Annotated in this window: 14 protein-coding genes; 7 read left to right on the top strand and 7 right to left on the bottom strand. The window is 68.3% G+C overall.

Annotated elements, in window-relative coordinates; all coding sequences use genetic code 11:
• Positions 1 to 101 precede the first annotated feature (101 nt).
• The 5 genes from HUA75_RS04685 to HUA75_RS04665 form a co-directional block, all read right to left on the bottom strand.
• Entirely contained in the window at positions 102 to 605 is a 504-nt protein-coding gene (locus tag HUA75_RS04685; RefSeq protein WP_174485641.1) for a hypothetical protein, read from the bottom strand.
• Between the two features lie 311 nt (positions 606 to 916).
• Entirely contained in the window at positions 917 to 2,164 is a 1,248-nt protein-coding gene (locus HUA75_RS04680) for a hypothetical protein (protein WP_174485640.1), read from the bottom strand.
• A gap of 145 nt (positions 2,165 to 2,309) precedes the next feature.
• On the bottom strand, positions 2,310 to 4,667 hold the full coding sequence (locus tag HUA75_RS04675) for a hypothetical protein (protein ID WP_141645285.1): 2,358 nt from the start codon (positions 4,665 to 4,667) through the stop codon (positions 2,310 to 2,312).
• A 194-nt stretch (positions 4,668 to 4,861) separates the two neighbouring features.
• Positions 4,862 to 6,835 (bottom strand): TonB family protein, encoded by a 1,974-nt coding sequence (locus tag HUA75_RS04670; protein WP_174485639.1) that lies wholly within the window; start codon positions 6,833 to 6,835, stop codon positions 4,862 to 4,864.
• Positions 6,836 to 7,057: 222 nt separating this feature from the next.
• Complete coding sequence (locus HUA75_RS04665; RefSeq protein WP_174453381.1) at positions 7,058 to 7,786, bottom strand: PaxA; 729 nt, start codon at positions 7,784 to 7,786, stop codon at positions 7,058 to 7,060.
• Between the two features lie 178 nt (positions 7,787 to 7,964).
• Between HUA75_RS04665 and HUA75_RS04660 the strand changes: the two genes are divergently transcribed.
• From HUA75_RS04660 to HUA75_RS04650, 3 genes are all read left to right on the top strand, one after another.
• Positions 7,965 to 8,933 carry a hypothetical protein gene (locus tag HUA75_RS04660; protein WP_174485638.1) on the top strand — a complete coding sequence of 323 codons (969 nt, stop codon included), beginning with the start codon at positions 7,965 to 7,967 and terminating at the stop codon, positions 8,931 to 8,933.
• Positions 8,934 to 8,962: 29 nt separating this feature from the next.
• On the top strand, positions 8,963 to 11,764 hold the full coding sequence (locus tag HUA75_RS04655; protein WP_174485637.1) for a TonB-dependent receptor: 2,802 nt from the start codon (positions 8,963 to 8,965) through the stop codon (positions 11,762 to 11,764).
• A 94-nt stretch (positions 11,765 to 11,858) separates the two neighbouring features.
• Complete coding sequence (locus HUA75_RS04650; protein ID WP_141642722.1) at positions 11,859 to 13,691, top strand: bifunctional UDP-sugar hydrolase/5'-nucleotidase; 1,833 nt, start codon at positions 11,859 to 11,861, stop codon at positions 13,689 to 13,691.
• Positions 13,692 to 13,748: 57 nt separating this feature from the next.
• Here HUA75_RS04650 and HUA75_RS04645 read toward each other — a convergent pair whose 3' ends face one another.
• On the bottom strand, positions 13,749 to 14,636 hold the full coding sequence (locus HUA75_RS04645) for a M28 family peptidase (RefSeq protein WP_174485636.1): 888 nt from the start codon (positions 14,634 to 14,636) through the stop codon (positions 13,749 to 13,751).
• Positions 14,637 to 14,683: 47 nt separating this feature from the next.
• Here HUA75_RS04645 and HUA75_RS04640 point away from each other — a divergent pair, with 47 nt between their 5' ends.
• The 3 genes from HUA75_RS04640 to HUA75_RS04630 all read left to right on the top strand — a co-directional run bounded on the left by HUA75_RS04640 (position 14,684) and on the right by HUA75_RS04630 (position 17,424).
• A complete protein-coding gene (locus tag HUA75_RS04640; protein ID WP_217445901.1) occupies positions 14,684 to 15,337 on the top strand; it encodes a TetR/AcrR family transcriptional regulator C-terminal domain-containing protein in 654 nt (217 codons plus the stop codon).
• A gap of 106 nt (positions 15,338 to 15,443) precedes the next feature.
• Positions 15,444 to 15,929 carry a hypothetical protein gene (locus HUA75_RS04635; protein WP_371746055.1) on the top strand — a complete coding sequence of 162 codons (486 nt, stop codon included), beginning with the start codon at positions 15,444 to 15,446 and terminating at the stop codon, positions 15,927 to 15,929.
• Between the two features lie 82 nt (positions 15,930 to 16,011).
• Entirely contained in the window at positions 16,012 to 17,424 is a 1,413-nt protein-coding gene (locus tag HUA75_RS04630) for a serine/threonine-protein kinase (protein WP_254627362.1), read from the top strand.
• A gap of 37 nt (positions 17,425 to 17,461) precedes the next feature.
• Here the strand turns inward: HUA75_RS04630 and HUA75_RS04625 are convergent, their stop codons facing one another.
• On the bottom strand, positions 17,462 to 18,100 hold the full coding sequence (locus tag HUA75_RS04625) for a glutathione S-transferase family protein (protein ID WP_141642726.1): 639 nt from the start codon (positions 18,098 to 18,100) through the stop codon (positions 17,462 to 17,464).
• Between the two features lie 305 nt (positions 18,101 to 18,405).
• Here HUA75_RS04625 and HUA75_RS47670 point away from each other — a divergent pair, with 305 nt between their 5' ends.
• Positions 18,406 to 19,764, top strand: coding sequence for a M57 family metalloprotease (locus tag HUA75_RS47670; protein ID WP_174485634.1), 1,359 nt, complete (start codon positions 18,406 to 18,408; stop codon positions 19,762 to 19,764).
• Positions 19,765 to 19,816: the final 52 nt, after the last annotated feature.

Genomic DNA, 19,816 nt, shown 5'->3' with positions numbered 1-19,816 from the left:
CGGCCGCTGACGTTCCAGTGGAATGCGAATGAACCACGGTGGACCGTGCCCCTGAGAGAGCGGCACGGCCCGCGCGTGGCACGAGAACCGAAAGACTCGCGCTACTCGCCGATGATGTCCGAGCCCAGGCTCACGCCGTCACTGTACACCGTGGCCTGGAAGGGGTTGCCATCACCGCTCATATCGAAAGCCATCACAACGGACGCGGCTTCCCCGAGCTGAGCCAGCCACGCATCCACCGCTTCCGGATCCCTGAACGCGTACGTGCCCGCCTCGGTCTGAACCACTTCGAACGGGTCCGCGCCCAGAAGTTCGCCGCGCGAGCCGAGCACCGCCACGTTCATGAAAGGACTCATGAGCGTCGGAGCCGCCCCGCCAATGCCGGCGAGGGCCATCTCCAGGCCCGAGGCGCCTCCAGCAACGGCGCCCGCCCTGAGTGACTTCTTCTTGATGGTCACCGTGACTGTCGCCGTGCCCTCGAACTTCCCAGTGCTCGGGTTGTACGTCATGGTCGTCGAGCCCGAGACAGTCGTCTCGCACGCCGGCAACAGGGCCAGCGCGAGGACCATCGGGACAATGCTCAGGATTCTCATCAACTTCGTCATGGCTGACACTCCAGATCGAGAGGAATGCGCTGCCATCCCTCCCCGGAACAGTCCAGGCAAGGCGGCAGGCCCGCGATACTCCATCAATACGACACACCACCCCGACCGCCCCCCCTTCGGGGACACCATGGCGAATCAAAGGCAATCACCCACCACATCAGGATGGCGACGACAAAGTACGATCCGAATCGTACATTGTCAAATGAGGGCACGCGCGGGCCCGCGCGCGGCGGCCACGGCGACAGAGAATCCTCGGCCGGGGGCCCTCCAGCGACGAGGGCCACCCCGGACGAAGCCTGTCACCGCGGACGTCAGCAGTCCCGGGCGTAGTCCTGCTCGAACACCAGGACGCCGCGCGACTCCGGGAAGTAGATGACATACAGCTCCCAGATCATGCAGGCGTCCGGCCACATCTCCCGGCTGTAGTGCCAGCCCGTCACCTGCACCGCCTCGGAGCCGTTGCTGTACTCCTGGCCCAGGGCCGGATGCAGGGAAGACAGCCTGGAGAGCAGCCGCGACTGCGCGAACTGCGTGTAGGTCGTATTCGCCAGGCGCGCGCCAAAGAGCGCATTGCTCTGCTCCGTCAAGGAGACGGCCTCGGCGACCTTGTCCAGGCTCGCGGGAGTCGAGTGGCTCCAGGGGAAGGAGTAGCCACGCAGTTCGCCGTAGCACGCGGAGGAGGTGCCACAGGCCGCGTTGGCCGCCGACAGCTTGGACTGCAGGCCCGTGCTCACCGGCCGCGAGCCCAGCGACACGGAATACAGCCCATAGGCGACCGTGTAGTCGGACACGCAGACCGGCCACATCCGCTGCGTCCACGTGGCCTCGCCGCCCGCGCACCAGACGGGCTTGGCGGAGGCCGACGGAGCACATGCGCCCTCGTAGAGCGCGTGCGCGTCATCCGCGTCGAAGCACAGGGCGAAGGCCTCGTTGACGGGCAGGCCCTCCGCGTCCCAGTGGGCCATGCAGTCCTCGACGCGGGGACCCACCCGGGCGTCGTCACACGTGGCGTAGACGGACGGGTCCACCGGCTCGCAGTTGCCGCTGAGACAGTCGAGCTGGAGGCGGAAGCGCTTGCCCGCGCCCTCACCGCTGCTGACCACGACGAGATACTCGCCGCCCTGGGCGAAGGTGACGGAGGCCACCTTGCTGAGCTGGCCATAACCCGCGTCATCGTCCTGGGCCCGCACGGTGGTGCCGTAGCTGCCGCTGGCATCCCTGGGGCCGTAAACGAAGAGCCCCGTGTCCAGGGACATGCTGCTGCCCAGGTGCGTCACCTCCAGCTTCGCGCTCGAGCCGGCCGCGACGTTGATGGCGAAGGAGTAGTACTGGAGGGGGGTGGTGAAGGACGTCTGCACCGCGCCGGGGAGCGCCACGCTGCCCAGGAACGTGGTGCTGTCCAGGACGTTGCCACTCGACGGCGTGGGCGGAGGGAAGAGCACCCCCTGCTCCACGGTGTCGACGGCGGGCGGCGCCTCACCCGCGGGCAGGTCGGAGGAACCACAGGCGGCCAGCAGAAAGACAGACACCCACCGGAGCGACTTGAGGGAACGGAGCATTGGCGATGGCCTCGTGGAACGGGGAATGGCACACCCCTGTTCGCCGCCGCCGCCCTGCCCTCCCAGGTGAGCCGCGCGGAGCATAGGCACGCGCGGCTCGGCCACCCCAGGACCTCACACGTCTGTCACCTGATGCACCGGCGCGTCAGGGGGCGGGCTGCAGCGCTTTGCGTTCCTTGGCGCAGACCTGAATCAGCTCGAGCATGCTCATGCTCGCGCCGCCGATGTCGAACTTCTGCTCCTTGAAGTCGGGGTATCGGTTCTCCAGGATTCGCCCCTCCGCGATGCAGTCATTGAGCTGCGAGAGCGCCTCGCTCTTGCGTCCCTTGGAGAGCAGCGACTTCGCCGAGTCGTAGGCCTTCCTCTGGCCATCCTGGAACCGAAGCTCCACGTCCGCCCTCTTCTGGGGCGCCTGCAGCGCCTCCGCCTTCTGGGCGCACTGAGCCATCACCTCCTGGGGCTGGGTGGGAGTGCCGCCCACGAGCACGTCGACCGTGGCGAGGCTGGCGTTCTCCTTCACCATCCTGGCCCCCTCGTCCTGGCAGGCCGTGAGCTTCTCCAGCGCGCTCGCGTACAGCTCCTTCTTCTTGCGCAGGTCCGTGGAGGACGCGGCCGCTTCCGACGCCTTGCTGGCGACGCCCAGGGCCTCACCCGTCAACCGACGCAACGCCCGCGCCTGCTTCGCGAACTCGAGCGCCTCGACCAGCTTCAGCCACTCGGCGCGAGCCCGCTCCGCGGACGCCGCGTAGCCCGCGTCCTGCCGCTCCAACGCCGCGTTCGCCTCGAACATCTGCATGACCTCATCCACGCTCTTCGAGGCGGTCTCGACGTCGCCATCGGTCGATGAGATGCCCTTCGCGGCTTCGAGCTTCTCCTTCGTCGTGGTCAGCCGGGAAGCAAGCTGGACGCGGGCATCCGCCGCGGCCAGGACGATCTTCCGCCGGTTGATGCGCTCGCCCAGGTCCGCCATGCGCTCCTTGGTCTCCTTCGCGTACAGGGCGTAGTCGCGGTCCTTCTTGACGAACGGAGCACCGACCTCCAGCACCGCGCCAATCTGCTTGACCGCGTTCTCCGCCTCCTGGAGCTGCGCTGGCGACGGCGTCTCCTTCTGGATCTGGATGACCAGCGCCGCCGCGTTCTTCCGCGCCTCGTCGACCTTCACGCGCTGCTGCTGCAGGTCGACCTCGTACCGGCGCCGCTCCATCGTCGCCCGCCCATCCCTGAGCAGTTGGCGCGCGTCGGCGGCGGCGGGGCTGATGGCGGGGTTCTTCACGTGGACCGTCTCCAGCGTCTTCTCCAGGACGACCAGCGCCGTCTTCGCCTCCTCGAACTGCTCGGCGGTCGCGGCCCGCTTCTCGATGTTGCGCAGGGCCTGCATGACTTCGGCGCGAGCCGCATCGAGGGTGCGGACCTGGAGCACCACCTCCACCTCGACGAGCGTGTTCTTCACCTCGGCGAGGTACTGACCGATGGCCTGACTCCTCGCCGCCTGAGGCTCGTACTTGTCCACCAGCTTCCGGCCGACGAACGCCGCCGTCTTGGCCTCGGCGAGCTGCTCGGGCGTGGGCCGCTTCACCCGGAGCGCCTTGGCGGACGCGCGGAGCTCTTCATGGGCGGGCTCCAGCTCCACCTTCACCCGCGAGACACCCGCCTGCACCACGGACTCATCCATCTGGCGCCGGGCCTGGGTGACCTCGGCGCGTGCCTTGTCCGCGTCCGCGCGGTACGCCTTGTCTTGCACCTCGAGCGGCTTGCCCTCCTCGAGCTGCTTCTGCAGCGCGGCCGTCGCCTTGTCGGCGGCCGTGAACTTCTCATCCGACCAGGCCTTTCCCAGGTCGGCGAGCGCGCTCGCCAGTGACTTGCGGCTCGCATCCAGGAGTCCGCGCTGTTTCTGAGCCGACAGTTGCAGCCACCGCTCATCCAGCGTCTTCCTGTGACGGGCGACGGTCGCTTCGACGTCGGTGAGGTACGAGGAGAACTTCGGGTCCTGGCTCTTCAGGGGCCGGCCCTCCTCCGTCAGCTTCTCGAGCGCGTCCACCGCGGCACGCGCCTCGTCCATCGCCTTGGAGCCCGGGTCGCCCTGACCGAGCTTCGACATGCGCTCGTTCAGGGGCGCGAGCGCGCTGTCGATGCGCCGGCGGTAATCGTGGATGTGGACCTTCGCCCGCCGCTCATCGACGTACTCGCGGTCGGTCCGGAGCTGCTTGCGCGCGGCGAGGACGCTCTTGGCGTATTCGAGATCTTCCGTCTCGAAGCTCGCTCCCGCATTGAGCGCCTCTTTCAGCGCTTCCACCGCCGCGAGGGCGGCATCAAGGTCGGCGCCACGCGGCGGCTCCTGTTCGATGCGCTGAACGGCCGTCGTCAGGGCCGCGCGCGCATTCTCCAAACGCTTCGAGGCTTCCTCGATGGACTTCGCGGCGCCAGCGGCAGGAGGCGCGGCCGGGGCATCGGTGGAGGCGAAGACAAGGAACCCGATAAGCATCAGCACTGAAGTACGTACCATTCAGGGAAACCTACTACAGCGAGGCGGTGGGAGCCTCGGCATAGTGTCCGCGTCCCCTGCCTGGAGATGCGGTCAGGCTGCATCAAGGTGGCCCAGATGAAGCGCCAACTCGCCTGGGCGCACGCGGGGCGAAAAGGCACCTCCCAGCATCTCCGTGGAGAGAGGAGCCCGCGCGGGTCCCCTTCGCGCGGGCGTCAGGGCCGCAGACGGAAAGGCACCTTCACCACGCGGTAGACAGCGACAGGCCGACCCTCGAGCAACGCGGGCTGGTAGCGCCAGGCGCTCACCGCGCGCATCGCGGCGGACACGAAGGGCTCTTCACCTCGCATCACGGAGACGTCGCGCACCTCGCCGCGCTCCGTGACGACCAGCTTGAGGACGACCAGTCCCTCGCGCCCCGCGGCACGCGCATGTTGGGGGAACTCCGGCTGGAGGTTGCCCGCACGTTCCACGGGGGGCTTCGCGTTCTCCGGCAGTTGGATGGGCCCCGTGGGAGCCGAAACCTGGAGCGTGCCTTCGGCCACCGCGCCTGGCTGCTCCGCCATGGGCTTCGCGGCCCCGGGGACATCCAGGGGCATGGGCGCGCTCAGGGACGCTCCCGACATCCACTCGGAGCTCCCCGAGCCCTCCGCGCTGGCAGAGGACGTACCCGGGGACGACGAGCGTCCTCCGCGCTCACGCTGCAGCCGCTGACTCAAGAGCACCTCACCCGAGCCTCCCGCGAGCATGCGGTCCGAGCGATACCCCTCCCGCACGAACGTCACCTCCGCGGTGGCCATGCCGCCCGCGTCGGGTGGCACCTCCAACACGAACGGCGTGGTGCCCCGCTCCACTCCCTTCCAGAAGACACGCGCGCCCTCCGGCTGACTGGAGATGTGGAAGCGCACGGGCCGCGGCGCAACTGGCGCCGTCACGGAGGGAGATGCCTGCCGCACCGGTTCGGAAGGCGAGGACACCGCGACCAACGGCGGCGACTGCACGGGCGCTCGCAGACGGCGGGCCCCGAGCAGATAGGCGCCAGCTCCGCAGACGAGCAACACGCCCAGGCCCGCTCCCATTCTGAGCGCCCTTCGGCGGAAGTCCGGACGCGGAGAGTCCGGACGGAGCACGGAGGACTCGTCCAGGCTGATGTCCAGGACCAGGGTGCCCTGGACACCGCTCGTGGTGGACCGCATCGATGGCGCGAGGGACATGCCGACAGGCCCGGTCACCGCCTCTCCAGGGCCGGTATCCAGCGAGATGGCCGTGCCCAGACCCGCCGCTCCGCGCAATGCCTCCAGGAGCGCCTCCATGGAGTCGTAGCGGTGCGCGGGCTGTTTCTCCAGACAGCGGCGCACGACGGTCTCCACGGACGCGGGAATGGCCACGTCCGGGCGCACCGCCTGGAAGCGCGGTGGGACTTCCTTGTGGTGCGCGAAGATGAGCTCCAGCGGGTCCTGCATCAGGAAGGGCGGCCGCCCCATGAGCATCTGGTACAGCACCACCCCGAGCGCGTAGACGTCGCTGCGCGCGTCCGCCAGGTTGCGCGCCTGCTCCGGGGCCATGTACGTCGGCGAGCCCAGGAAGGTTCCCACCTGGGTGATGTCAGGCACCGACAGGTGGCTGGCGCCCTCCACGACGAAGGGCTTCACCAGTCCGAAGTCGAGCACCTTCACGTGGTCGCGCTCCGCGCTCCCCTCCTCCGCCAACAGCATCACATTGGCGGGCTTCAGGTCGCGGTGCACCACTCCCAGACGGTGTGCCTCGCGCAGGGACCGACACACCTGTTGGGCGATGTCCACCGCGCGCGGCCAGGGCAGCGGCCCGGCGGTGAGGTGCTCCGCCAGCGTGCGCCCCTCCAGGTACTCCATGGCGATGTAGAAGGTCCCGTCATCCGTCTTCCCGTAGTCGATGAGGGTGACGGTGTTCGGGTGGCGAAGCTTCGCCGTGACGCTGGCCTCCAGGAAGAAGCGCCGCTGGAACTCCGGGTCGTTCGCGAAGGGGAACGTGGGGCTCAGCACCTTGAGCGCCACCATCCGTTCGAGCGGGAGCTGGAGGGCGCGATACACCCGGCCCATTCCCCCGGCCCCCAGCGGCGCCAGCACCCGGAAGCGCTCGTGGAGCACCTGGCCGAGGAGTGGGTCCACCGGCGAAAGAGGCGAAGTCGAGGGGTGCGATTCGGTCTGCATGGCGATCACCTGAGCAGGACCGTCGCATGCACCCGTCACGGCGGCGTGCCGTGCACATCACGTCATGGCCAACACCCCGTCACGACCCTCCGGACGGTGGAGCGGATTGGCACCGACGTCCATCGGCTCACGACGCGGCCTACGCGCTGGAGCTCTGAAGCCGCCCCGGACACCACCTCCAGCGCCGCGAGGCTTCGCGGCGGGCTGGAGGCGGGAGCGCGCCTACTGGATGGTGATAGGGATGTTGTAGAGGAAGCACACCGGGACCTTCTGGGGCTTGTACTCCCAGCCCGCCTTGAGTCCCTGGATGATGTCCTCGTCCGCGCCAGGCACGGACTTCACCGGCGTCACTTCGTACACGCTGCCGCTGGTGGAGACGCACACCTTGTAGATGCCCTGCAGCGTCTGACCGCGGTGGGACTGCTTGAACACCTCCGACAGGCGCGGCGACGTCTGGCGCACCACGTCACGCTGGATGACGAAGGGCGGCACGTTCTTGGGCTTCACCGGCTCGGCGGGGCCCGTTCCACCCACCACCCCGCCCACGACGCCTCCCACCACTCCTCCAACAACCCCACCCGCTACCCCGCCGGCCACACCTCCCTCGACACCACCCTCTTCGGGGGGCGCCTCGGGCTCCGGCTCCGCGGGCTCCGGCTCGACGGGCGCCTCCACGGGGACGGGTTTGACCTCCACGGGCGTGCGGAGCTCCGTCCGGGGCTTCTTCTCCACCTGACGGGGCGTCGTCCTGCTCGGCGCGGGTGGGGGCGGCGGAGGCGGCGGAGGCGGGGCCTTGACGAGGTTGAGCACCACCTCGATGGGCTGCTCCGCCTCGAGGGCGATGGGCTTCACCAGCAACATCAGCACCGCCACGATGCCGACGTGCACGGCAATCGAGAAGGCGGCAAAGCCGAGGATGCGCGAGGGAGGGTCGGTCTGCTGCGCGAACATGCCGGGGCAGGGCATACCACAAGCTGGGGAAGAGTCCTCGGGATGTAATCGTGCTGCGCCAGCAGAACGGGGGGTCTGTCACGAGGACGCCACTCAACTGATACCTGAGGACCTGAGACTCGTGCTAGAGGGCCGCCACCTCGTCCCATCCCCAGAGGTTTTTTCCGTGCAGACAAAAATGAAGTGCGTACTCGGGCTCGCGGCAGCCCTGAGTGCGGTGGCGTGTGGTGAGTCGAACGAGGAGGTCGGTGACAAGTACCAAGGAGTCATCGACGCCACGAACCTCGACTCCAAGTTCAGGCCCACCAGCGGCATCTACCGGCCGGCGGCGGCCCGGGTGAGGGGCACCAACGTGCCCTTCTACAACCTGGGACAGGTCGCGACCGAGCGCAAGGATGACCGCGGCGTGCTCACCAACTCGGGCGTCCCCGTGGACGAGACCGGACGTCCGTTCCTGCCCGCGAGCAGGGTGGTCGCCACCTCGTACGACTTCGCGGACGGCTGCAAGACGGGCAAGGCGGACTTTGACTTCCGCCTCGACAGCTACCCGGAGACGGTGCAGTGGCCCCTCTTCGCGGCGCTACCGCTGACCGTCACCGGCAACACCACGCCCCCCGTGCTGCCCCTGATGAAGGTGGCGCGCTGGACGGGCACGGGCGCCGAGCAGTGCAACTCCATCAAGGACGTGGCCTCGCTCACCAAGGGTGCCTTCGGTGGCGCCGCCGAGGAAGAGACGACGCTCGCCCTGCGCGCCATCATCGACGTGTCCGCGCAGCTCAACCCCCTGCGCACGGGCTCCGAGTTCAAAGCCCAGGGCGGCTGGTACCGCGGCCTGCAGCTGGCCTACCTGGACGGCGGTCCCGTGCAGGTGGATGAGACCGGCAACGTGCGGGTGATGGACGGCGTCCTGGTGAGCCCGCCGACGGGCGCGCCCACCACGGAGACGCCCGTGTACCTGTTCTCGGCCCTCCCCGGCGAGGAAGGCTGGTCGCCGGTGGTGCGCCTGCGCACCTTCACCGCGACCGCGGCGAAGCCCGCCTCCAGCTACACCGGTCTGTGCGTCGACACCTGCGCGGAGACCGAGCTCAACCTCTCCACCGTCACCCGGTACGCCGGCGTGCTCTTCGTCGTGGGGAGCACCCTGTGAGCGCCACCCTTTCTTCCCAGAGCCCTTCCATGAAGACGCCTTTCTTCCGGGGCGGCGGCGCGCTCGCGCTGCTGCTCGCGCTCGTCGCGGCCCTCCCCGTGCCCGCCCTCGCCGCCGGCCAGAACTACGGCCGCATGGCCGGCTACGTCTATGACCCGACGGGCGCCCCGCTCGCCGAGGTGCCCCTCACCGTGACGGGCCCGGCGCTGCTGCAGCCCCAGTCGCGCACCAGCGGCGAGGACGGCCGCTTCGAGTTCGACACCCTGCCCCCGGGCGAGAACTACACCCTGGAGGTCAACGTCCCGGGCTTCGCCCCCATCAAGAAGACGGGCATCACCGTCCTGCTCGGCCAGGCCTCGCAGGTGGACGTGAAGCTGGAGGTGTTCACCGAGCAGACGGCGGTGGCCACCTACGAAATCGTCGAGAAGGTCAACCCCATCATCAACCCGGACTCCGCGCAGATGGGCGCGGTGATGAACGCGGAGAAGGCGGCCACCTCGCCCGTCTTCACGCAGGTGCAGGCCATGCCCCAGCTGGTGGCGGGCGTGGGCAACGGCAACGCGCCCAGCCTGCGCGCCGGCCTTTCGCGCTACGGCAAGTTCTTCATCGACGGCATGGACACGTCCGACGTGGTGGACGGCAGCATCAGCTCGCCGATGAGCTTCTACGCGGTGGAGAACTTCGAGGTCATGACCGGCGGTCTGGACGCGCAGTACAACTCGCTGGGCCTCATCCAGAACGTCGTCAGCAAGAGCGGCTCCAACAAGTTCACCTACGACGTGACGATGATTCTCTCGCCCGCGTGGGCCAACGCGAAGTACCGGGGCGCGGCCAACCAGAACCCCAACGTGGCCAACTACACGCAGAACGAGGTGCCGCTGTCCGAGACGGCCTTCTACAGCCCCCTGGTGGGCGTGGGCGGCCCCATCATCAAGGACAAGCTGTGGTTCTACGTCTCCGGCCAGTGGAACTTCTCCCAGCGCGACACGCCGCTGGGTGAGGAGAGCCGCACGACGGACACGCAGACGCGCCTGGCCCGCCTGAAGCTCACCTGGCAGCCCACGCCGAAGGACCGCCTGTCCCTGGCGTTCAACTACGACAACAACACCATCACCAACCAGGTCGCCTCGACGTTCGCCGCCCCGGAGGCGGAGACGCAGATCGACCGCGGCGGCTTCTTCGCCATCGTCAACTACGACCGCAGCATCTCCGACAACATCCTCTTCCAGCTCCAGGCGGGCACCACCTTCAAGGACATCTGGCAGGGCCCCATCGACGAGGACTCGCAGGAGATTTCCCACACCTACAACAGCGTCACGTACCGGAACGCCGGCGCGCTGCGCAACGAAGTGGGCAACCTGGTCACCGAGCAGCGCATGCGCTACCAGTTCGACCCGACGCTGCTCTTCAAGCTCAAGAACCACCAGATGAAGGCGGGTCTGCAGTTCAGCTACCTGAGCGGCGACAAGACCACGCAGGTGATTGGCAACCAGCGCTTCAATGACCGCAACGGCGAGTGCAACCCCGAGGACCCGTCGACCTTCCAGTTCTGCAACGAGCGCCTGGACTTCTACAACACCGACGGCGCGCAGGCCCCGCTGACCACCGAGGCGGGCACCCTCATCTCCAGCGCCTTCCTCCAGGACCGCTGGAACGTCAACCGCTACCTCACGCTGGTCGCGGGCCTCCGCGCTGACGTGGGCCGTCTGTATGGCGACGACAACCAGTTCATCACCAACCTGGTGGGCGTGGGCCCGCGTCTGTCGGCCACGTACGACTTGTTCGGCAACCGCAGCACGCTGGTCAAGGTGCACTACGGCCGCTCCAACGAAGTGGGCGACGTCTTCATCGCGCAGCACGCCAACCCGGAGCTGACCACGGTGCGGTCCACCTTCGCCGGTGGCGCCTTCGCGGACTGTGCGCCGGACACCGTCGGCAACCCCCAGTGCAGCGTGTCCGGTGGCGCGTCTGGCCGCTACTTCGACAAGACGAGCCACACGCCGCCGCACGTGGACGAGCTCGCGCTCGGCCTGCACCACGCCATCACCGAGGGCTCCGTCATCGGCGTCGACCTCACCTACCGCAAGTACGCCAACATGTGGGTGGACGAGGAGATGAACCGCGTCTGGGATCCGTCCGGCACGCGCGTGGTGGACTACGTGGACGGCGTGAACCACACCATCGTGAAGATCCACAACCCGGATGACGCCTGGCGCGACTACAAGGGCATGGACCTGTGGGCGCAGGGCAGGACGGGCCCGTGGGATCTGCTCGCCAGCTACACGCTCGCCTACAGCAACGGCACGGTGGGCGACTACTTCGACGGCTACGGGGTGAACCCGCGCTTCAAGCGTTTCTTCGAGGGTCCGTCCCCCGAGGACATCCGCCACACCATCAAGGGCGCCATCGGGTACACCACGCGGTTCGGTCTCGATTTCGGCGTGCGGTTCAACTACCGCACCGGCGCGCCCATGTGGATGTTCACGGAGGGCACGGTGGACCGGCAGCGCGTGTCTCGTTCGGAGCGCGGCACCGGCCACTCCTCCAACACCAACACCGGCCTGCCGGACTTCAATGACCCGGCGGCCATCTCCGAGCTGCGCCAGCCGAGCCAGTTCCTGTTCGATGTCCAGGCCCGCTACGACCTGAACCGCATCGTGAAGACGAAGGAGACCAAGATGGAGCTCACGCTCATCATGTTCAACGTCCTGAACAACAGCGACGTCACCTTCGTGCAGGAGCAGTACCGCCCCACGAACAACCGCTTCGGCACGGCGACCAGCCGCCGCAGCCCGATGCAGGCCGAGCTGCTGCTGCGCGTGCGCAACTAGCCACACCCGCGCACTTGGGGCCCTCGCTTCCGGAAGTCCTGCTTCGGAAGCGAGGGCCCTTGAATCCGGCGGGGACACCGTTCTAGACGGGCGTGTGACTTCCGCCATCCGTCCCTTCCGCCTCGGGCTGCTGTCCGCCCTCCTCGCCGCCTGCGCCTCGTCCACTCCGCCCGTGCCGGAGGCCGCTCCGGTGGCGCCCGCGCCCCCGAGCGAGGTGAAAGCCGCGCCGGCCCCCCTGCGCATCACCGTGGTGGGGACCAACGACTTGCACGGCTGGGTGATGCCCTCCCGCGCCACGCTGCCCGACGGCACCGGGGTGGACCAGGGCGGCCTGGCGACGCTCGCGGGCTACGTGTCCATCCTTCGGGCGGAGAATCCGGACGGCGTGCTGCTGCTGGACGGAGGCGACCTCTTCCAGGGCACCCTCGCCTCCAACCTCACCGAGGGCGAGGTGGTCATCAGCGCGATGAACACGCTCGCGTATGACGCCTCGGCGCTCGGCAACCACGAGTTCGACTACGGGCCCGTGGGGCCCCGCTCGGTGGCACTCGACGGGGATGACCCGTTCGGCGCGCTCAAGGCGCGCATCGCCCAGGCGCGCTTCCCGGTGCTCGGGGTCAACGTCACCGACAGCCAGACGGGCGCGATTCCCACCTGGCTCGGCAACGAGGGCATGCGGCTGGTGGAGCGGCGCGGGGTGCGCATCGGCATCCTCGGCCTGGCCACGCCCCACACCCCGCAGGTGACCAACCCCGTGAATGTGGCGAGCCTGCGCTTCGCGCCCCTGGCTCAGTCGGCGCTCGCCGCGGCCCAGGCCCTGCGCGCGCGCGGGGCCGAAGTGGTGGTGGCGGTGGCGCACGCGGGGGCGGTGTGCAAGCGCCAGGACGACCCTCGCGACGCCTCCTCTTGCGACCGCGGGGACAGCGAGATTGTGGAGCTGCTGGAGACCCTGCCCGAGGGGACGTTGGACGCGGTGGTGGCCGGGCACACGCACCAGCCCGTGGGCCACTTCATTCGCGGCACGCCGGTCATCGAGACGTCGGGCCGGGGCCGCGCGTTCGGGCTCGTGGAGCTCTTCGTGGACCCGGTGACGCGCAAGGTGCTCCCCGAGCAGACCGTGCTTCAGGGCTCCATCCCCGTGTGCGCGCGCATGGACGCGACGCTGGGCACGTGTGACGAGCGGAAGCTGAAGGCGGCGAAGAGCCTGGAGCTGGTCCCCGCCACCTTCCGGGGGCGCCCGGTGGTGGCCGACGCGGCGATGGAGTCACAGCTCACCGCGGCGTTCGCCCGCGTGGAGCAGGAGCAGAAGCGCTCGCTGGGCGTGCGTGTTCCCACCGCGCTCACGCGCAACTATGACGCGGAGAGCACGCTCGGCAACGTGCTGGCGGACGCGCTGCGCGAGGTCTCCGCGACGGACGTGGCGGTAATCAACAGCGGTGGACTGCGCGCGGACCTGCCGGCGGGCGAGCTCACCTACGGCGCGTTCTACGAGGTGCTTCCCTTCGACAACACCCTCGCCGTCATCACCGTCTCGGCGGCGGAGCTGCGCAAGCTGCTGGAGGCCGGCTTTGGGCGCAAGGGCGTCCTCCAGGTGTCGGGGCTGAAGGTGCGGGTGGAGCTGTGCAACGGGGCCTCGCGGCTCACCTCCGTCACCCTGCCGAATGGGAAGCCGCTCCCGGCCAACAAGCGATTCCGCGTGGCCATGCCGGACTTCCTGGCGCGCGGCGGTGGGGGGCTGGAGGACGTGCTCAAGACGCTGGCGCCCGGGAGCATCGACCTGGGTGAGCGTCAGGCGCTGACGCTGCGCGACGCGCTCGTGGAGCACTGGAAGACCCGGGGCAAGCCGCTGGCGGCTCCCGCGCTCGGACGCATCCAGCGCGACACCGCGACGGCCGGGTGCCCCGCCGAAGCCGCAGGGAAGCCCTGAGGGAGCAAGTCCCAGGGGCGCCCGCGCGCAAGGGGTTGCTTGCGCGCGGCGCGAAGGTCAGACGACTCCCCTGGAGACCACCGCGTTGAGCAGCACGGACACCTCTCGCATGAACCCGTAGTCGAGGGTGTCCGGCGTATCCGTCGAGCAGTGGTAGTGCGGGTTGCGAAAGTTCCCGGTATCGGTCCAGAGCACAGCGGGCTTCCCGGCGGTCCAGAACGGGAAATGGTCACTGCGCATCAGGTCGGGCAGCAGGACGTGGAGCGGTCCCCACGTCTTCGCCGTCAGCAACCGCAGCCCTGGCGACTCGGTCGAGTTGATGGCGCGGTCCATGATGGCGTTGGAGCGGCCCTTCCCCACGAGCCCGAGGAAGTCGGGCGCCCTGAGGCTCTGGGGGACCCACGGAAACGGCAGCGCCTGGACCGGGCCTGAGCGTTTGCGAAAGCCGACCATCTCGAGCACGTGCGCCATACCCAGCTGGCAGGGAAGCGCCGGCAGTCCATGGGCGACGAAGTCACGGCTGCCCAACAGTCCATCCTCCTCCGCGTTGAACCCGATGAAGCCCACGTGCGGGCCCGCGTCGGATTGCGCGAGGACCCGCGCACACTCCAGCATCACCGCCAGGCCGCTCGCATTGTCATCGGCACCGGGGCAATCCGGAACGCTGTCGTAATGGGCGGCCACGAACGTCACCGGCCTGCCCTTCGCGTGTCGAGGCAGCGCCACGACGTTCCGATATCGACCCTGGATTCGCACCGACAGGCCGTAGCGCTCGAAGGCCGCCCCGAGCTCGTCGCGCACCCAGGCATTGTTCCGGGCGTTCGCGAAGAGGTGCCGGGGAACCGCGAGATGTTCAACCCACTGGCGCAGGCGAACCTCATCCGACTGCGTGGCGCCGTGGGGCAACGGAGTGGCTTCCTCGACCGCTCGCTCTCGAATCCACATGATTGACTTACAACGTAAGCTTATGACGTAAGTCTGTCAAGGAAGCCATGAGACAGTCCAACAAACGCGAACCCCTTTCGAGAGAGCGCATCCTGCGGGCGGCACTGGGCGTCGTTGATAGCGAAGGGCTCGAGGCGATCTCCATGCGGCGTGTCGGGCAGGAGCTGGGCGTGGAGGCGATGTCCCTCTACAACCACGTCGCCAACAAGGCGGCCATCCTCGACGGCCTGTTCGAAATCGTCCTCGCCGAGATGCCCGCGGCGACGAAGGCGGCGACCTGGCAAGTCGCCCTTCGAGACAACGCGCGGGCCTTGAGGCTCGTGCTCCGCGCCCATCCGCACACGCTGCCGCTCTTCGCGACGCGCCCCGCCGTCACGCCTGCGTCCATCATCCACGTCGAAGCGGCGCTCGAACTGCTCCGGAAGGCGGGCTTCAGTGCCGATGAGGCCCTCTGCACCTTGCAGGTGATGGTGGCCTTCGTCGTCGGCCACACTGTCGCGGGCTACTCGCCGACCCGGCCCGAGGAGGAGTCCCGGCCCGCCTACGAGCAGCTCAGCAAGCATGACTTCCCCCGCGTCCATGAGCTCGTGGCCGTCCTCGCCCGACACGACATCGAGAAGGAATTCGAGTTCGGGCTCGAGGCCATGCTCGCCGGGCTCGAGGCGCGCCTCACACGGCGCAAGACCTCCCGGAAGGAGTGAGTCGGAGCCTGTCCGAATCAGGGCGGGGTTCGCCCTATATGCTCTCTACCGTGCGCGTTCAGTGGCCCCGAGGTGGGGCCTCGACATCCTGAACGGAGCGGCGCGCGTGCGGACACAGGGACAGAACGACGGGGCGGGAGACTTCGACTTCCTCATGGGAACCTGGCGGGTGCACAACCGTCGGATCAAGGAGCGGTTGAAGGGATGCACGGAGTGGGTCGCGTTCGAGGCCACCGCCGAGGAGCATCCCCTTCCGGGCGGGCTCGGCAATCAGGAGACCTATCGCAGCGAGTTCTGGCCCGGCTTCGTGGGCCTGGCGCTCCGGGTCTACAACCCCGCGACGAAGCAGTGGGCCATCACCTGGGTGGACAACCGGAACCACACCATCGACCCACCCGTGCTGGGCTGCTTCTCGGGTGACGTGGGCGTGTTCGAGACGAACGACACGTTCGAGGGCCGCGCCATCCGTGTGCGCTTCACGTGGACCCGACTGGGCCAGGACACCGCTCGCTGGGAGCAGGCCTTCTCTCCCGACGAAGGCCAGAGCTGGGAGACCAACTGGGTGATGGAGTTCACCCGCGTGAAGGCGTGAACGCCCCCAGGCCTCGGGAGGCGAGCTGTCGAGCTAGGCTCTCTACACGCGGGATGAACCGCGCCTCCTCGCGAGAACCGACATGGCGTTGGGCGACCTGAATCCGGCGTACCTGCCCGTGGGGGCACGCGTGGGGCCCTGGCTCGTGCTGGAGCAGCTTGGACGCGGCGCCCACGGCACCGTCTATCGCGCGGTGTCCATGGACTCAGGAGAGCCCTGCCCCTGTGCCGTCAAGCTCTCCGCGACACCACAGGACCCTCGCTTCCAGCGTGAGGTTGAACTCCTCGGCCTCCTTCATCACCCCAGCGTCCCGCGACTGCTGGGGCATGGAACCTGGGTGTCACCCGAGGGGCGGCCCCATCCGTACCTCGCCATGGAGTTGGTGGACGGCCCGTCGCTCTATTCCTGGGCACGGCTCGTGCCGTCGACACCTCGCCGCGTGCTCCGAGTCCTCGCGGCACTCGCTCGCGCACTCGAGGCCGTTCATGCCGTGGGTGGCGTGCACCGGGACGTGAAGGGAACCAATGTCCTGGTGCGCTCCGCTGATGAGCACGTCTTCCTTACCGACTTCGGCTCCAGCACACACCGGGGCGCTTCCCGCCTGACGTGGCGTGAGCCTCCCCCGGGAACTTCTGCCTACCGCTCCCCGGAGGCCTGGCGCTTCGCGACCGAGACCTCCCCTTCCAGGGACGACCCCTACACAGCGGGCCCGGCGGATGACGTCTTTGCCCTGGGGGTGACTGCCTATCGGCTGGTCACCGAGCAGTACCCGGCCTCGTGTGACCCGCGCGATGCGGCCTCCCGCTGCTGGTACGACACGTCCGACAAGGCGACGGGCGCCCGCCCTCCTCATGCCCTCAACCCGCGATGCCCCGATGAGCTCAGTCGCCTCATCACCCGGATGCTCTCCCTCCAGCCCGCCGCGCGTGGCAGTGCCCGCGAACTGGCTGAAGCCCTGGAACAGGCGGCCAGGGAACTGGGGCCCGAGGCGGATGCGCAACTCCACCTCTGGAAACTGCCGCCCGTCCGACGCCGTGTCGCCCCGCTGTCCTGGCGCCCCTGGCTCGCGGCCGTGGGCCTGTGCTGCGCACTTGGCTCGGGTGTCATCTGGCGCTGGCGCACCGTGTCCGACAGCAAGTCCTTGGAGGAGTGGACGAAAGCGAATCAGCGCATGGACGACGCCGACACGGTGGCGGTCGGCGACTCCGCGATGACCTCTCCCGTGTCCACCTTGGACCTGCCGTCCATCTGGATGACGCTCGCCACGGACATGCCCACGACACCATTTCCGGGGCAACTTCGTCCGGACTCCAGCGGCCGATGTCCCCGCCGCTCCCAGGTCGCCCTGCGGGGTGGGTGCTGGCTCAAGCTCGATGTCCCGCTGAAGGACTGTGACGACGACAGCTACGTCTACAAGGGCGCCTGCTACTCGCCAGTCTTCCCGCCGCCGCGACCCGCGACCTCGAACCCCGCGACCCGCGACGGAGGTCCCTAGGCTTCCGCTCCGACGGTGATGACGACGCGCCTTGCGCTCAGCCCGCTTCGACGCGGTCGCAGTAGGCGTCGAACACCTTCTTCCAGGCCGGGCGCGCGATGCAGCGCCGCTGGAAGGCGAGCACGTTGGGATGGTCCTTGACGACACTCTCGTCGATGCCGGCGCCCAGCACATGCGTCATCAAGAGGTCCGCGACGGTGAACTCGTCGGTCGCGATGAACTCCCTGCCCTCGAGCCAGCCGTCGAGCTGCTTCAGGCGCATGGCCCCCCACCGGTGAAGCGCATCGCTTCCCTGGGTACCCTTGCCGCCGTTCAGGTCGACGAACCACGCGGTCAGGAGCGGGACCTCGATCGTGTTCAGCGCCGCGACGCACCAGCGCAGCACCTGCGCTTCGCCGGCGAGGTCGCGCGGCATCAGCTTGCCGCTCTTGCGCGCGAGGTAGAGCAGGATCGCGCCCGACTCGGTGACGACCACGCCGTCGTCGTCGATGACCGGAATCTGTCCGAACGGATTGAGCGCGCGATACGCGGGCGCATCAAGGTCGTGCCGCGGATGATCCATCCCCACGATTTCGTATGGCAGCCCCATCTCCTCCAGCGCCCACAGCACGCGCAGGTCTCGGGTCTTGCCACGGGCCATCTTGTTCACTCGGGAGAAGCCGTAGACCTTGAGCATGCGCGAATCCTACTTCGCGCGGATGGAGCGTCCAGGTCTCGTTGGGCTTCACCATCGCATCCATGCTCCTCTGGCTGCGATAGACAGGGACCGTCCCGAGTCCGACGTTCCGCGCTCCGAGTCCGGATGACCCGCGTCAGGGCGGCGAGGCATTCGCCTCGCGATCCATCCAGACATCAACAGTTAGTCAGGCTTTTGAGACATTGCCGACCTTGAACAGGGAAATGCTTGGTGGGCCGTAGCGCCGTGTCGCCTGGCCTGTCAGGCGGACGGCGCATCCCCCGCTGTCCGCGAAACGAGCCCCCATGTTCAAGAAAGCAGCAGTCCTCGTGGTGAGCTGTGGCGCGTTGCTGGTCGGCTGTGGCCCGGACCCGCAGGCAGAGAACGAGGAGATCATCTCCAACTTGCTGGAGGCTGGCTTTCCGGCCGACGACATCCTGGTCGCCGACGACGCCGTGTATGTGGGCCGTGACGCGCATGTGACGCTCGCGGCATCCCGGGAGATGCTTCAGGTCCCCCTGGAGAGCGAGGAGCAGTACCGCACGACCAACCTCGTCGGTTCGAGCGTGACCAGGATTTGCGTCAACTCCACCGCCACCTTCGACAGCTACCCCATGCTGAGCCAGGGGCTCGACCTGGCCATCGCCAACTACAATGAGCGGGGTCTGCGAATCACCTTCGCGCGCGGACCGGCCACCGGCTGCACCGCGAACATCACCGCGCAGACCACGTCTGGCACCGGAGGCTCCGCCGGCTTCCCCTCGGGCGGGCTGCCCTACGGCATCATCAACATCGGCACCGGCCTGAACGACTACAGCGCCGATGTGAACGAGCACGTCATCACCCACGAGCTGGGCCACGCGGTCGGCTTCCGCCACTCGGACTACTACAATCGCAGCATCAGCTGCGGCGCTGGCGGGGACGAGGGAGACGCGGGCGTGGGCGCCATCCACATCCCCGGGACTCCGACCACGGCCGTCGTGGGCGGCTCCGTCATGAACTCCTGCTTCCGCTCCACCGAGACTGGCGAGTGGACCAGCTCCGACAACACCGCGCTGGACGCCCTCTACGGAGGCACGGTCCCGAGCTGCTCCAGCTACAACTTCATGTCCTACCGTGGGCAGAACGGGACGCAGCTTCGATGCAGCTGCCCTGCCGTGAGCGGGGGAGTCGTGTGGGGCACGGACCTCTATACCGACGACTCGAATGCCTGCGCCGCCGCGGTGCATGCGGGCGCGATTCCCTCCACCGGAGGCACGGTGGTCGTCGTCATCCAACCGGGACAGAGCAGCTACACGGGCACCACTCGCAACGGCATCACCACGCTCTCCTACGGCGCCTGGGGAGGGAGCTTCTCATTCCAGCTTCCACCGGCGCAGAGCTGCTCCAGCTACAACTTCACGTCCTACCGTGGGCAGAACGGGACGCAGATCCGGTGCGGTTGCCCGGCTGTGAGCGGAGGCGTCGTGTGGGGCACGGACCTCTATACCGATGACTCGGATGCCTGCGCGGCCGGGGTGCATGCGGGTGTGATTCCCGCCACGGGAGGCACGATGGTCGTCACCATCCAGCCGGGACAGAGCAGCTACACGGGCACCACTCGCAACGGCATCACCACGCTCTCCTACGGCGCCTGGGGAGGGAGCTTCTCCCTGGGCAGATAATCGCCACGTTGGCTGAAGGCATGGAGGCGGGTCGGGAGGGGAAGCGCCACCG

The sequence above is a fragment of the Myxococcus sp. CA040A genome (assembly GCF_013336725.1).
GTDB classification, from domain to species: domain Bacteria; phylum Myxococcota; class Myxococcia; order Myxococcales; family Myxococcaceae; genus Myxococcus; species Myxococcus llanfairpwllgwyngyllgogerychwyrndrobwllllantysiliogogogochensis.
Note: the sequence above shows the minus strand (reverse complement) of the source record. Positions and strands in the feature narration are given on the sequence as shown.